The organism is uncultured Coprobacter sp., from assembly GCF_947855755.1.
Classification (GTDB): Bacteria; Bacteroidota; Bacteroidia; order Bacteroidales; family Coprobacteraceae; genus Coprobacter.
The window spans coordinates 1-16,478 of sequence record NZ_CANUAR010000005.1; the positions used below are offsets into that span (position 1 = coordinate 1).

General features: G+C 35.7%; 11 protein-coding genes and 1 other RNA gene. 3 read left to right on the plus strand and 9 right to left on the minus strand.

Features of this window, described 5'->3' with window-relative positions:
* Positions 1–363 precede the first annotated feature (363 nt).
* From Q0093_RS04380 to Q0093_RS04400, 5 genes are all read right to left on the minus strand, one after another.
* On the minus strand, positions 364–2,847 hold the full coding sequence (locus tag Q0093_RS04380; RefSeq protein ID WP_297928569.1) for a hybrid sensor histidine kinase/response regulator: 2,484 nt from the start codon (positions 2,845–2,847) through the stop codon (positions 364–366).
* Between the two features lie 698 nt (positions 2,848–3,545).
* Positions 3,546–5,660, minus strand: coding sequence for a hypothetical protein (locus tag Q0093_RS04385; RefSeq protein WP_297928570.1), 2,115 nt, complete (start codon positions 5,658–5,660; stop codon positions 3,546–3,548).
* Positions 5,661–5,694: 34 nt separating this feature from the next.
* Positions 5,695–6,384 (minus strand): TlpA disulfide reductase family protein, encoded by a 690-nt coding sequence (locus Q0093_RS04390; protein WP_297928571.1) that lies wholly within the window; start codon positions 6,382–6,384, stop codon positions 5,695–5,697.
* A 29-nt stretch (positions 6,385–6,413) separates the two neighbouring features.
* Positions 6,414–7,103, minus strand: a complete 690-nt coding sequence (locus tag Q0093_RS04395) for a TlpA disulfide reductase family protein (RefSeq protein ID WP_297928572.1) — start codon at positions 7,101–7,103, stop codon at positions 6,414–6,416.
* A 240-nt stretch (positions 7,104–7,343) separates the two neighbouring features.
* On the minus strand, positions 7,344–9,344 hold the full coding sequence (locus Q0093_RS04400) for an alginate lyase family protein (protein ID WP_297928573.1): 2,001 nt from the start codon (positions 9,342–9,344) through the stop codon (positions 7,344–7,346).
* Between the two features lie 709 nt (positions 9,345–10,053).
* Between Q0093_RS04400 and metF the strand changes: the two genes are divergently transcribed.
* The 3 genes from metF to ssrA all read left to right on the plus strand — a co-directional run bounded on the left by metF (position 10,054) and on the right by ssrA (position 12,641).
* Positions 10,054–11,007: a methylenetetrahydrofolate reductase [NAD(P)H] gene (gene metF, locus Q0093_RS04405; protein ID WP_297928574.1), complete on the plus strand. Its 954-nt coding sequence runs from the start codon at positions 10,054–10,056 to the stop codon at positions 11,005–11,007.
* A 24-nt stretch (positions 11,008–11,031) separates the two neighbouring features.
* Positions 11,032–12,156, plus strand: coding sequence for a DNA polymerase III subunit delta' (gene holB, locus Q0093_RS04410; protein WP_297928575.1), 1,125 nt, complete (start codon positions 11,032–11,034; stop codon positions 12,154–12,156).
* A gap of 87 nt (positions 12,157–12,243) precedes the next feature.
* Positions 12,244–12,641: a transfer-messenger RNA gene (gene ssrA, locus Q0093_RS04415) on the plus strand.
* A gap of 190 nt (positions 12,642–12,831) precedes the next feature.
* Here the strand turns inward: ssrA and Q0093_RS04420 are convergent.
* The 4 genes from Q0093_RS04420 to Q0093_RS04435 all read right to left on the minus strand — a co-directional run bounded on the left by Q0093_RS04420 (position 12,832) and on the right by Q0093_RS04435 (position 16,330).
* Positions 12,832–13,311: an RNA polymerase sigma factor gene (locus tag Q0093_RS04420; RefSeq protein ID WP_297928576.1), complete on the minus strand. Its 480-nt coding sequence runs from the start codon at positions 13,309–13,311 to the stop codon at positions 12,832–12,834.
* A gap of 718 nt (positions 13,312–14,029) precedes the next feature.
* Positions 14,030–14,506: an RNA polymerase sigma factor gene (locus tag Q0093_RS04425; protein WP_297928577.1), complete on the minus strand. Its 477-nt coding sequence runs from the start codon at positions 14,504–14,506 to the stop codon at positions 14,030–14,032.
* 424 nt (positions 14,507–14,930) lie between these two features.
* Positions 14,931–15,707, minus strand: a complete 777-nt coding sequence (locus Q0093_RS04430; RefSeq protein ID WP_297928578.1) for an ABC transporter permease — start codon at positions 15,705–15,707, stop codon at positions 14,931–14,933.
* On the minus strand, positions 15,704–16,330 hold the full coding sequence (locus tag Q0093_RS04435) for an ATP-binding cassette domain-containing protein (RefSeq protein WP_297928579.1): 627 nt from the start codon (positions 16,328–16,330) through the stop codon (positions 15,704–15,706). Before Q0093_RS04435 ends, Q0093_RS04430 begins: the two co-directional genes overlap by 4 nt.
* Positions 16,331–16,478: the final 148 nt, after the last annotated feature.

Genomic DNA, 16,478 nt, shown 5'->3' on the forward strand with positions numbered 1-16,478 from the left:
TCTTCGCAGGTTCGGTCTTTGCCGTATCTTTTTTCACCGGTTCATCCATCAAAGCAAAATTCTTTGCAGGTTCGGTCTTTGTCGTATCTTTTTTCACCGGTTCTTGAGCATAAATTGTTGTTGTAATACCTAAAAAAAGAATTGTAGCAACACTAAAAATCATCTTTTTCATAATCATCAATTTTTTAGTTTATTATATTGGTATTTTATTCATAAACACACTAACATAATATTCCAAAAATATGCCAAGAAAATGACAGGCAACAATTACACAATGATTATCAATAAATTACAAAAACAATATAACTAATATATATCTTCTCAAATGTAGAATACTCCACACATAATATGTAGATTTTTTCCTCAATTGTGTAGGGAGATATACTGTTCTGCCTCTGAGACCGTATTTATAATACAAGTTTCTACAAGTTGACACTTTCGATCAATTGCAGAACTAAATTCTCCTTTAATTTTCTCCAATTCAATCAATATATCAGAACACTCCCGATGTTCCAATAATGTAAATAGCGGTATCAATTTATGCGACACAGCAGATATCATCTTCATATCTTTAGCCTGACGGGCACTCCTAAATCGCTCCAGATTTTGTCTCGTCTCAGAGACAAATGACACCAATATCTCATTAGCTGCATCTTTATCATCTCCTGCAAACGCCAATAACGCAGAAAAACGAAGTCCTACCTCTGGATTATGAACAGTTTCTTCCGTATATAAATCAGAAATATAATCCGGATAATATCGGATTACAAGATCATATAACTCCTTTCCCGTAAAAGGTTTATTTAAATGCGACGTAAAACCCGCTGATAGAAATTCATTATCAGACATATTCGACCGAGCAGTCAATGCAACAACAGGAATGGATCGAACTTCCGGCAAATCTGAAGCACGAATTAAACGAACTAATTCAAAGCCGGATAATTCAGGCATTTGAATATCTGTGAATACAAAATCGAACTTTTGGTCTGACAATAAGCCAAGCACCTCTTTCGGATGTTCACAACAGACACAAGAAAAATTATAACGTTTCATTAATGACGCCGTAAGCTCAAGCTGCAAACGATCATCATCTACAAGTAAACAACGAACATTCTTTCCCATATCAAACACCGGACTTTCTTCTGCTGTTTCTTCCGGTATTGCCATATCTGTTTTCTCAAACGGGATAATTGCCGTAAAACATGTTCCTTGCCCGAGCGTACTATCGACCGAAATTTTTCCGCCAAGAAGCAAAACCAATTTTTTGGTTATAGACAATCCCAAACCAAAGCCTTCAGCTCCCTGTGCTCCGGGAAGTCTCGTAAACTCCTTAAAAATGCGTTCACGATCATCTTCCGCAATTCCCATACCAGTATCTTCTACCTGAATTTTCAATCGACTACCTAATAGCTTGACTCGCAATGAAACTGAGCCTTTTTCTGTAAATTTTATAGCGTTCGAAAGCAAATTATTTACAACTTGCCGAATACGGAAAGGATCTCCCAAATAAGCACCCTGCAAATCTTTATCGATTTCGGTTATCAATTCTAAATTCTTTTTACCTGCTACAGGTATAAAACTATCGCCTATCTCACAAAAAAAACGATACGGCTCAAACGGCACATTATGTATTTCCATTTTATCAGAATCCAGTCTATGGTAATCCAATAAATCGGTCACCAATTGAAGAAGATGGTCTGACGAACTCTTCATATTCTCCAAATAATACTTCGCCCGGGATTCACGAATATATCCGGATAAAAGATCGATATAACCGATAATCGAGCTCAAAGGAGCTTTAATGTCATGAGTAATGGTCAACATCAACTGCTCTCTGCTCTTCAATAATTCTTCCGCGCGACGATTAGATTCTTCAAGTTCTCTCCGATAACGATTACTCCGGGAAATATCTTTCCAAATAAAAATAATAAAAAGAACTACCAAAACTAAAGAAAACACGGCAATCCCGCCCACTACCTGTACAGAATGTCTCATCACCTGATCTCTGTCCTGATAACGTGCTAAAGATCTATCCAATTCTTCCTGCTCGAAAGCTCTTACCAAATTATTGATTTTAACCGACAAAATTTGGTTATTATAACGTAGAGCCTCGCTCCTACGAGTAACTCGATCTTGTAATTCTTTTTGCTGATCGAAAACAGCATACTGTATATCGGAAAATATATTGGCAATCGTATCTGCTGCATTATAAGGTTGAACAACCGTATCGGTAATCAATTGTTGCGATTGGCTATACACCGTATTCTCATCTTCCTTTCGTGTAGAAAAAGCATCTGCCAAACGCTTAAAGAAACTTTTTCTCGGATTCCTGACCGTGAGGGTATCTTGTTTTACTACAATTTTTTTTCTGATTTGTACCGATCTAACTACCGAATCTCTGCGGGTTATCTCTCTCTGAATATTTTGCTCATATAGATTACCGATATCTGCATTTTTACGTAACCTTAGCCATGCCAGTGAGTTGGCTTCTTTCTCGGTTAGAAGCACAATGATACTATCCATCCGCTGCTTTTGTAATGTATCGGTAACTAACTGTTTCAAAGAATCTATATTCTGGTACATTTTATCAAAGGTTTGATGATAATGCCTGCTATTACGGACGTGTCCGCTACTCAACGCCTGCAAGTCACTCTCCGACTCATATAATAATGTCAATGTTTCACTAATTAGAGAGCGCTTGCTTCGCATAGCACTTTCTTCCTCATCGGGAAGTGAAAGACGGGAAAATTTATCAAATAAAAAGAATACCGAAAAGAAAGCTATTACTATCAGCAACAAATATCCAATCAGAATCTTTACTCTTATTTCTTTGAACAATTTAAACATCTTCTACCTCCTTACTTTCCTAAGAGCCTATCTAAAATTTTTCCGGAATATCTTAAAAAACGGACGTAAATCATCTGCCAACGTATCGGAAATAATAAATGTGAAAAGCCGTCCAAACTTGACCGACTATTCTTTATATCCTCTACATAATTATTGCAATCAATCCACATCTTATTTTTCTAATCAAAACAAAGATATAGAATAAAATAAAAGATAGATTATTCTTCTATAATTTTTCAACATACACAGCCTCCTACCAAATAGAAATCGAAGAATCATCCTCAACAAAAAAAGAGCGGTTGCCATCCCGACAACCGCTCGTCCTTAATCTTAAATCTAAAATACCATGAAAAACTATTCTTGACGTAAAGATTACTATTCTATATAAGATATACACACATCATTTTTCAAATGACTTACAACAAACTATATTTCCATTTAATAAAGAACTCAATAATCGCTTTTTCATGTTTTTTTATTTTCAAACTTTCATTCAATAATATACTGATCGCAAACTCAAAAACATGCTTTATTTCTGTTGTACAAAAGAATATATTTTACACATCAAAACATAGCAATATTTAATCAAATAATAGCAAATTCATCGCAATCGGAAATTAAAATCCCAAAATGATGTAATATATAACCAAAGTATTTTTCATAAACCTATATTTACACATTACCATTCTTATATTGCACTATTTCTTAAAAAGCCTATATATCTTTGCCATATTATTCGGAGAAGAATATACAAGCCCCTTTTCATCAAGAGTAATGCCCTCACCCGTCCAACACTCATAACTTTTAGAGACATCGATATTTTCGGGATCGATATTCATATACGAAAAATCGATAGTTCCGGTTTTATCTCCCGATTCATAATTAAAATGAGCAATATAATAGGAATCTTCGGTCTCGAGATAAAATAAATCGACTGAATTATTGCGCCCCGACAATTTATGTCCATAAGCCGGACGGAAAGATTTTCCCAAACGTATAACATCATTTACTTTCTCAACGGTAGAAAATTTTATAGCTTTTTCCTGACTGATTTTCGAACCGACGGCAATCCCTTTTGTTGACAAATTATCACCAAGTATACAATATCCGGTTACCGCTCCGGTCGTCATTCTCGATATATTTTCCGCTTCACTACGATCACCCATTACCAAATGGTCCGGATCATTGAAACAATAAACACGGCTAAGCCACCAGCCGAATGAAAAACTGTTCATCATATAACTCGTATGCCACATTTCTCCCCAAGCATCGCAACTGATACGACGGGCATGGGCATAATTGGCAGGGAAAAGCGGAGATATCGACTCGATGATAAAAATATCGTCTCCGGCACGTTCTCGCAAATGCTTCATGCCATAATTATAAGCCTGAATGCCCGTAGTGATTTTCGGATTACGATAACTATCTGCCTCGATAGATCCGTTACTCAAAAAATCCAATTTCAAACATTTGATTCCGGCATCTTTAAATTTATCTATAAAAAAGTTGATACGGGAAAGTGTAGCCGGAGCTGTCGGATCCATACACGCCGCACCGGCTTCCCACTTAATCTTACCGAAAACCTTCAATAATGCTTGTCCATACACATACCCGTTATTACCTTCTACGGCACGATCTTCTACTCCCGCATAATCGCAGAACGGAGACCAATAAGCTCCGGCCATTTGCCCGTTTGCTTCACAATGTTTTACAAACTGCTTCAATTCATCCCAATCGAGTTTATCCCAAGATGCATCTAAATTGATAAAAACGACACCATCATCACCGAATCCGCCTTTATTCTGAATATTCTCCTTTATAAAATCCGATACCGACACAACACCATCATAGCTGATTTCAGTACCCATGCCTCCCCAACTACTCCAACCGTAAGGTGCAGGTTTATTCCAACTTCTTTTCGGAGCAATAGCACAACATACATCACCAAAAGTCTCCAATCCGGTACGCCAGTCACCGGAATAATGAACGATCATACGGGCAGATTTTACCTGCTGTCCCTTTACAGCACCATGAGGTTTTAATACACCATCTATCATATCGCGCGTTATATGATGCGTAACACCGCTAAAGCATTCAAGATTGGTGATCTTACCTTGAGCTAACGGACTTCCGGTTATCCTGACTGCAGATTTCCATGTATCATGATCGACAGAGCCGACAACAAGCCCTAACTGCGTTTCACCATTAAATATCGCCGAGACTTCCATTGAAATAGAGTCTCGGGCAACACGACCGATAGCCAAAGACTCCGGGTCTGTCTGACTACAACTCAAAGGATAAGAAGCATACGTTATAAACCCGTCATTATCAAAAGGAACTGTTATAAATCGATTATTAACGTCGGCAGGCAAAAACAGATTATCTGCTTCGGTACTGATAGGCGCAATATAATTGCTCGATATAATCGAATTGTCCGGAGACTGCAATATTACATCGGTAAGAAAATAATCTTGTCCGTCATATAAATAAAAATTTTGATAAACTATAGGGTTATCCGGATTTTCACTGCCGGTATATTCAATGGTAAATTTCCGGGCATTACCCACTTCATCGACAATATCCTCTTGTTTTATTTTTACAGAGTTATACGAAGAAGCATTCAAGAGTATATCCCCGTTTTTAAACTTTATTTTGACATCTTTAAGCACGGTCACACCCTCTTTTACGAATTCCGCTTGTTTTGTCTCATCATTAAATTTAATACTCCACTTTCCAAAACTCATCTCAGAAATGGTCGCATTTGCAATAAAAGATATAATACACAAAAAGAATAAAACTGTCAGCTTTTTCATGATATATAATATTTAATAATTAACTCTCATAGATTTATTCAAATTCTTTATCCAAAGAATCCAAAACGGTCAGCATCCTGCGCATTCCTTCCGCAACAAACACGTTTTTTATTACCAGATTACGATCTACAATTACACTGAACGGAGCTATCTGTATTTCTTTAAAGAGCGGATATTTTTCCTCATAGCTGCAATCCGGGATAAGATGTATATTTTCCCACCTAAAATTATGCTTTTGCATAAAAGAACGGATTGTATCCCGACTATTACCTGTAATGGCAAAAATGTCGGTCTCGGGATATTCGTCAATGAGGTCATCTAATATTTTGAGCTCTTTAATGCAGGGAGGACAATAAATACTCCAAAAAACAATTAACGAGATATTCTTATTTTTCCCGACCGCCAGTTTATTCCCGGCTAAATCCTCAACCTCCAAATCGGGCAGTTTTTCTCCAATACATTCCCGATAATTTTTAGGAATTTTTCTCATCAACAGAAAAGCTGTGGTATCCTCTACATTTCTTGAGGTGATAATATATTTTAATGTTGCCAACGAATCATTAAACATCTCCATAGATATTCTCACACTGTCAGCATCAAAAAAAGCTACATGTTTTTTGGGTTGAACGATCAAACTCTTACCATCTTCACTTCGTGTTACCGATTCTTGAGCAAATAATCCGAATGGGATAAAAAATAAAAGTAAAACGAGCAATTTTTTCATGATATCCAATATTAATGGCTTTCATAGGTTTATTCAAATTCTTTATCCAATGAATCCAAAACGGTCAGCATCCTGCGCATTCCTTCCGCAACAAACACGTCTTTTATTACCAGATTACGATCTACAATTACACTGAACGGAGCTATCTGTATTTCTTTAAAGAGCGGATATTTTTCCTCATAGCTGCAATCCGGGATAAGATGTATATTTTCCCACCTAAAATTATGCTTTTGCATAAAAGAACGGATTGTATCCCGACTATTACCTGTAATGGCAAAAATGTCGGTCTCGGGATATTCGTCTTTGAGAGCATCTAATATTTTGAGTTCTTTAATGCAGGGAGGACAATAGATATTCCAAAAAACAATTAACGAGATATTCTTATTTTTTCCGACTGTCAATTTATTCCCGGCTAAATCCTCAACCTCCAAATCGGGCAGTCTTTCTCCAATACATTCCCGATAATTTTTAGAAAATTTTCTCGTCAACAGAAAAACTGTAGTATCCTCTACATTTCTTGAGCTCATAAAATATTTTAATGTTGCCAACGAATCATTAAACATCTCCGTAGATATTCTCACACTGTCAGCATCAAAAAAGGCTATATGTTTTTTCAGCTGAACAATCAGACTCTTACCATCTTCACTCTGCGTTACCGGCTCTTGAGCAAACAACCCGAATGGGGTGAAAAATAAAAATAAAATGAACAAATTTTTCATGATATCTGCAATTTAATTTTCAGCATAATAGACATAATCTTAATCCTTGATAAAAGGATTTATCAAAATTAGGAATAGATACTTTTTTTTGTAGTAAAAAATCTGTCAATTAATATAACAATTAGACCAATTTACTTCAATATCGATAATCTGTTATATAAAAAGACTGTTCAAGAAATAGCTATCCGTTATTTCTTGAACAGTCTTTTTACCAACAAATACTTTTTGCGCTACGGTTTACTAACGTTTTTTACTCAATATTACATCACTACTTATAGAAAGATTTTTTCCTTTGGTCCGCACCACAAGCATATATGATTTTATTGTATGCGTATCTTTTTCGGAACTACCGTACATAATATCCGGTGCTTCTGCCCAAAAAACTTCAATGGGAGTTTTATAGGTATTCCTAATTTCAAATTTAGTTGTTCCGGCTTTAAAAGTCACGATGCCATTCTTATAAATTTTAGACTTTACGCCTTTTATAAATTCATAAGCCGGAGATTTACCTTCGAAACGAACATCTATAAAGCCGTCTCCGAGTTCCGGCTTATCAGATAAAGCCAGAACATAATCATAAGTGTGCTCTTCTTCAGACTGCGCCTCGAACCGATCTATAAATTTATTGCGATCAAGTTCTACCGTACGAGTCAGTTTTACCCCAGTATAACCATTATTATCCAATACAGCCGAAGCCATACCTCCGTTTTTATCAGGATCGAACGACAGTAACTTACCTGCTGTTTTAGCTCCTCTGATCTGCATATCTTGCCCGTCCACCAATACGAGATTATGAGACAATCCTCGCTTTTGCCATCCTAAATATGCAGGTTGTGCATAACTATAAGTACCGCAATCTGTAAGAATTTCTCTCTCTCCATTGTGTAACGTAACCGAAAGTCGGTCGGGATGACTGTGCCCTCCATCACTAAAACCGTAACGGAAAACCAACGTATTATCTCCTGAACGCAAAATTGCGATTCCCGTATCATCAAACAGATAACTATCTTGTTTCAACGGCGTTTTATCCGGTTTAATATCGACATTTGTAAGCAAAGCCAATGCCGAATTTCGATCTTTAGTCGCATAGACTTTCGCCAAGATTTGCAAGATAAAAGGATCTTTGAAGCGGGAATATCCCATTTCATATAAAAAATCTTGATTTGAAATATCGGACATATATCCCCCGTCATTATGAGCAGGAAAAGTCATGTTCGGATACATTGCTTTAACAACACCCGTAAGCATACTTTCCAGTTTCTCATTATAAAGATCTATACCGCAAGCTCTTGCTGCATTTGCCGTCTGCAAAAGAGCCTTAAGCGGGAAATAGTGATAGCCGGGCGAAGCTTCTTTATACCAGCCGTCATCATAAACCATTTTTTTGAACTCTTCGATATAGCCGACACTACCGTTAACCGCATAATCCATCATCTCGTCATTTTTTAAAGTTACAGCCAACGATGTACGCATAGCATTATTCCAAGCCTGCCAATTATGCTGTCCACGACGAGCTGTAATCATATCGGCAGCTTCCTGAAACAGATTTTTCTCGATTTTTTCTCTCTCTTGCTGCGTCAGACCATCTCTTATGATTTCATAAATCGGACAAACATCGGAAAACCACATGGCATCTTCTAACCATTGTTCAAACATTCTGCCCAAATAATAAGATTTAGCAACTTGCTCTTTTGTATAAACCGGATATTGCGGATATTTATCGGCATATTCCAAAAAGATTTCCTTTAGGTAATCAAAATATTTTTTATCTTTTGTAGCTAAATATAAATAACCGCAATCGACAATGAAATATTGCATGTTATGCTGATAGATATTGCGCCAACAAGCATCGAAAAAGTCATTTTTATAATATTTTTCACAATCAGGACAGTAATGATCATGAGGCTTGTCAAGCTCGAATTTAAAAAGCTTTTTATGCACAGGGCAAATATAATTCTGACTACGCCCAGTCGATTTATCGGGAATGTTAAAACCGTAACGGACACGTTCGTCAACTCTTTCTTTCAACATATCGACAATCTTAGCACCCCATTCGGTTTTAGCAGAAGCTTCTACATTCTTCAAATCTTCATCTGTAAAAAAGCGATAAGTTTTTTCACAAGAACGGTTATTTACCCTCTCAGTTAAAATATTCGCTTTATTATTATTTGCTTCAATTTGCAATGCACTTACTACAAAAGCAATAAAAATAAGCGATACCGTCAATAAGATCTTTCTCATGTTATTTCGATTTACTTTTAATTAAACATTAAATTTTTATTGATTGTCAAATACGCATAATACGACATTTTTATAGTCTGCTCTTTCATTTTACAAAGAGATAAAAGAAGCATTAATTTTTACAAGTTATTCGTATTAGTAAATAATTAAAAAAATATTAAATGCAAATTAAGAGTATATCCTCCCCTATCTTACATTAAAATAATCTTGTTGATTCAATAAATTGACAATTTATTCCTGCAAAGAAACGGCACTTTACAAAATCGATTCAGGTAAACATCTGAATCGCCCGTTCCACCTACAAAAGACGATTTCGGGATATTTTTGTCCGAAAAAACAGGTTGAAAGAGAACTGTATAATTTTTCTTTATCGGAAAATTAAAAACACACTATAAAGCCAACTTTTTTTGATTTTAACAAACTGAAAAGTAGAGATAAAAAAAATGGTTGTCATCCCGACAACCAATCTTCGTTAACCTTAAATCTAATACCATGAAAAACACATTGCAAATGTACGGCATATTTTTATTTACGCAAACAAATAAACAAAAAATCGATACTCAATTAACCATATTTAATTATTATAGTAAATAATCGAAATATCAGAAACACAATTTTACAATTGATCTATTCTCAAATCTATATTCCATACTTTTGCATAGACATATTACCTAAAAATATTACTTTTGTAAAAACAAATAACAAGCCAATGAAAGTTATAGATTTAATAAAAAACAGTCCTACCACTGCATTTTCTTTTGAAGTGCTCCCCCCACTAAAGGGGAACAGTATCGAGAAAATTTTCAATACGATAGATACTTTACGGGAATTCGATCCCAAATACATAAATATCACTACTCACCGAAGCGAATTTTTATATAAAGATATGGAGGGGGGATTATATAAACGCGTAGCCGTTCGCACCCGTCCCGGTACTGTTGCTGTAGCTGCTGCCATTCAAAATAAATATCAAATTCCTGCTGTTCCCCATTTAATATGTAGCGGATTTACTCAAAGTGAAACGGAATATGCTTTGATAGATCTGAATTTTCTCGGAATATGCGATCTTCTGATTTTACGAGGAGACAAGGCTAAACACGAAAATAGATTTATTCCGACCCCTGAAGGTCATGCCCATGCTATCGATCTGCAGGCTCAAGTAAACCGATTTAATGAAGGTTTTTTTCTGGACGGTAGCAAAATGTCACTTATGGACACTCCGTTTTCTTACGGTGTAGCAGGATATCCTGAAAAGCACGATGAAGCACCCAATCCCGATTCAGATCTTTTTTGGCTTAAAGAAAAGGTAAAAGCAGGAGCAGAATATGTTGTAACACAAATGTTTTTCGATAATGAAAAATACTTTTCTTTTGTCGATCGTTGCAAGAGCGAAGGTATCGATGTACCTATTATTCCGGGTATCAAACCTATAAACTTCCGCAATCAACTTACGGTTCTACCAAAGGTTTTCCACGTCGATCTTCCCGAGACACTGGCCTCTGAATTAAGAAAATGCAAAACCGATGAAGATGCTAAAGAGGTTGGCGTAGAATGGTGTACATTACAGGCTAAGGAACTAAAAGAAAAAGGAGTCCCAAGCATCCACTTTTACTCAATGATGGCTACCGAAAGTGTAAAACGTGTAGCACGGCAAGTATATTAAAACAATAAGAAGGAGGTAATTATCGTGTTTTTCAAAGATATTATCGGACAAGATGAGGTAAAGAAAAGATTGATACATTCTGTAAAATCCGGACAGATAGCTCATGCTCAACTGTTTTGCGGGCCTGAAGGAATCGGGAAATTACCTTTGGCTCTTGCTTATGCCCGATATATACAATGCACGAACAAGGGTGAAGATGATGCCTGTGGTGTGTGTCCGTCATGCAAACAATTCAGTTCGGTCATGCACCCCGACATTCACTTTGTATTTCCGATTTACAAGAATGAAAAAAAGAAAAAACGTTTGTGCGATGACTACATAGATGAATGGCGCAAATGCCTCTCCGAGAATCAATATCTTTCATTGGAACATTGGCTTTCTTATATCGATGCGGAAAATTCCCAAGTAAGCATCTATGCCGACGAAAGTCGTGAAATTATTCGGAAAATAAGTCTCAAAACTTATGAATCGGATTATAAAATCATGATTATCTGGTTACCCGAATTAATGAATCCCGTATGTGCCAACAAATTGCTGAAAATACTGGAAGAACCATACGAGAAGACAGTCTTTTTACTGGTCAGTAATCAACCCGACAAAATATTGGGCACTATACTTTCTCGTTCACAACGCATTAATATGCGATCTGTTCCTCCTGAAAAAATATCGGAAGCGTTGCAGACTCGATACTCTTTAGAACGACAAGATGCCGATGCTGTGGCACACATTGCAAACGGAAATTTTATTAAAGCTCTGGAAACGATACAGCTTTCAGAAGAAAATCAATATTTCTTCGACCTTTTCGTGCGCCTCATGCGTCTGGCCTACGGCAGAAAAATAAAAGATTTAAAGGCATGGAGTGAAGAGGCTGCCGATATGGGAAGAGAAAAAGAAAAACGTTTTCTGGCTTATACTCAACGTATGTTACGGGAAAATTATATTTATAATCTTCATATTCCCGAAATCAACTATTTAAATAGTAGGGAAGAACAATTTTCCACACGTTTCGCACCGTTCATACACGAACGTAATATTATTTCATTGATGAATGAACTGAGCAGGGCAGAATCGGACATATCGCAAAATGCAAACGGAAAGATCGTATTTTTTGATTTGGCAATAAAAATGATTATGTTGCTGAAAAGTTAAAAATTAAAACTCTGTTCGCTACTATGATCAAAAAGCATATCTTTGTAGTGCGTAAAATCAATAATATTTTACGATACACAAATCTACGGGGCTGACCGGTTTTGACAGCGGGTAGAAATGGTGTGTAAGCATGCAGAGCGTGGATGGCTTGCTCTATAATCTCAGACATCAAAAATTTAACTGGCGAAAATAACTACGCTCTTGCTGCTTAATCGAAGTATAGTAGATTAGCTTAATCTCCGCAACAGTTGTGGAGACAAGACATCACCCGGTTGCTGTTGTTCCGAAGCGTTCCGAAACGGTGGTGCAATAATATCGGAAATAGTGGGTAGCCTGCCTTGTGCCGCCCATGAAATTTTAAAGGCTAAGGTATGGATTGGTGGCTTCGGTCTTGTTCATACCCGACAATCAAAGCGAAGATAAGCATGTAGAAAGCTCATTAGTTCCTCGTTTGGACGAGGGTTCGAATCCCTCCAGCTCCACTTTATATTTATAAAACATTTATAATCAATAGTTGTATAAATATTTTCTTCAAAGAAAAATTTATACAACTACTATAAAGGAATAAATACAACAAAAGCAAACTTATATATAATTTTTACTCACATCGAATCGAGTTCGTTATCCTATTTATATTGCACATATCCAAATTTTCATATTAAACCTTTTTCTGTACTATTGAAAATATTCAGGAAGCAGATCTTTGATCTTTTTCCTAATATTATGAATTCTGCTTTTTACCGTTCCCTCTTTTATGCATAATATATGCCCTATCTCTTTATAGCTTTTGCCTTGTACCAAAAGATTTATTAATATACGAGTCGAGGTATCCATTCTATTTATTAACCCTATAATGTACTCATAATCATAAAAGATAGTATTGTTTTCAATCTGATCATTACATACGGTTTCCTGTTCTATATATAAAATTCTACTCTTTCTCGTCAAAGAGATGAAGCGATTTCTTACAAAGACAAAAGATATATCTAAAGTATATTGCTGAGATTCAAACTTATCTCTATTTTTAAGAATTTGGTAATTTACGTCCTGTACAATATCTAACGCATCATTATAATTATGTGTCAATGAGACAGCATATTTAAGCATAAGAGATTGATATTCACATAACTTAATATCGAAATCGAGATTCTTCATTTACTTTTAAGATTAAACATAAACAAGAAACCTCCACCCCGTTCTGGTATAATTGAAAAGACATGAAAGCACATCAACTCCATGAGTGCTCTTGGGGGAATGGAGGTTTCTATACCTTCACTCCAGAACAACACTCTGAAGCCCTATGCTTTCATGTCTTTTCGCTAATAAAAGTAACTATAAATTTCGAATTAAAAAATTATTCTATATATTATTTTAAAACAATAAATGCATTTTTACTTATACATTCATTAAATAGCTGGGGATATATCTAAAATAAGTGTGACAAAGTAATAATAGAGTCAATATTTTATTCAATATATCATATATTATTCAGTATAAAGAGAATTTTCACAGAACCAACATAACTTAAAAGAGTCGACATCATTATCGTCGAAATTGAAAAATACTCAAACTACTTATCTCGTAACTATGAAATAATTACATCTGTATAAATGATAACAATAAAGCAGTAGAGTATAAAAGAAAAGTTCTCAGCACATTCAAAAATCGACCAAGTGATTTTATTAAAAAAACATAGAAAAGCTTTTATCCTTTTTGGGATATATAAAATCAAATTAAGAGAAAACTTCTGGTCAAAAGTTAGAAAAACGGAGATAGAGAGAAACAATAATATTACACAAAGTGCATCTGGATAATATTTCAAATAAACTATATTCAATTTTAATAAGCCTAATTTAATCTTTTCTCAATACTATCAAAAATATTCAGGAAGCAGATACTTAATCTTTTTTCTAATATTGTGAATTCTACTTTTTACTGTACCTTCTTTCATGTTGAGAATATTTCCTATCTCTTTATAGCTTTTACCCTGTATCAAAAGTCCAATCAAAGTACGAGTCGAAATATCCATTTTACTTATTAAACTCAAGATATAGTCATAATCATAAAGGATCACATTATTTTCAACCTGAACATTATACTCCATCTCTTGTTCTATATATAAAACTTTGCTCTTTCTCATTAAGGAAATAAAGCGGTTTCTTATAAAAACAAAAGATATTTTCAAAGGGTATTGCCGTGATTCGAACTTGTCTCTATTTTTAAGAATTTGGTAATTTACATCTTGTACAATATCTAACGCATCATCATAGTCATGCGTCAATGAGACAGCATACTTAAACATTATAGGCTGGTATTTATCCAGCTCACCGTCAAGATCGAAGTTTTCCATTTGCTTTAAGATCAACATTAAATAAAAAGAAACCTCCATCCCGTTCTGGTATAACTGAAAAGACATGAAAGCACATCATCTCCATGAGTGCTTTTGGGAATGGAGGTTTCTATACCTTCACTCCAGAACAACACTCTGAAGCTCTATGCTTTCATGTCTTTTCGCTAATAAAAGTAGCTATAAAATCTGAATTAAAAAATTATTTCAGATATTATTTTAAAATAATTGAAACATTTCTACTTATATTTTTACTTAAAAATTTCAATAACACACCTATAAATCAAGACAATAAGATAAAATTACTATCTCAAATTCAAAAATTTTCAAATCGACAAATATTTTCCGATGCAAAAGATTCAATCTTTGTTACGGCAAAAACAAATAGGATTACTTTATTCTTCCAAATACAAACACAATGGTATCCTCAGAATTTTTTAATCCCCCAGCTATCGAACGAGCGGTGTTTTGCCGCCCAAAGTGTCAATAAAACAGATATTAATGACGAAGAAAAGATCGTAATCATAAGCATAATCTGGTATTTGATCGCAACATTGGGACTGCTTCCGCCCAATATCTGACCGGTCATAGTTCCCGGTAAAGCAACCAATCCCATGACAGCCATCGATGCAATAGTCGGATTAAATGATTTTATCAGCGCTTCACGCATAAACGGTGCTGTCGCTTCACCTCGTGTCGCCCCGTTTGCCAATAAATAAAAATAAAGCTGACGTTCTCGGTCAAGACTTCCATAAAAGGCATTAAGAGCTATAACATTGGCCGAAAGCATATTACCGAGTATCATACCGCTGACAGGAACAAAATAACGTGCTTCGAACAGATGATCTAACTTTATAATTATTCCTAAGAAATAAACATCTATAATACAGATAGAACAAAAGAATGCTACTATCACCGGAATTAATAATTTCTTTACAGGCAACTTTGTCCGCCTCAGTACCGTCCACGAAGCTACACAAATCATAACAATCACCCACAACAAATTGATCCATGCCGAATTCCATGTAAACAAATATTCCAAATAAAATCCGATCAAAAACAATTGTAAAGTCATCCGACTTGCCGCAATGAGCGTATCCTTTACCAACCCCGTACGATAATAAGCTAACGCCGTCACAGGTATCAACAATAATAAAAAACCGAGGCACATGCTGCCCCAACCGATATCGACAGTTCCGTTCATCTTTCTTCTCCTATCTTTATACTGCGATCAAATGCCCGGATAAACCGCTCGTCATGCGATACGGCAACCATTGTCATACTCTTATAAGATTTTAAAAATGCGATCAGCTTTTCAATAGAATCAGGATCTAAAGCCGAAGTAGGCTCATCCAATAATAAAAGCGGTTTATCCAATAAAACCGCAATAGCGATCATAACTCGCTGACGTTGTCCTCCGGAAATCTCGACAAGACGTTTTGTATATATCTCCTGCTCCAATCCTAAAAATCTGAACGTATCTAAAACGGTTTGCTCTGCCGGTATTTTATTCCTGTTTTGCCAGAGTCTGAAGAGTGCAAACACACACTCCTTTACAGAGTCATAGGGCAAAGTAAACTCCTGAGGTACCCAAGCTGTAAGACGACGAATATCCGATACAGTAGCACCGGTAAGCAATTGCCCGCCAACCCATATTTCACCTTCATCGGGCTGCACCAACCCTGCAATACTGCTCAATAAAGTACTTTTTCCCGTTCCCGAAGCACCATAAACGACAACCTTTTCGCCAGAAGATACCACATCCGAGAAATGAGTCATCAGGGGTTTCCCGTTATAGATGAATGTCACATCTTTAAATAAAATCATCCGCATCTTTTCTTTTTAAGCATACAAAGATAATTCATCCTGACATTTTCGTCAATATAAGATTGACAAGCTTCCTTTCAAAATACATTTAAAGAACAAAAAACTCCCCGTATCCTTAAATTTAAATACGAGGAGTAATTTCAAAAAA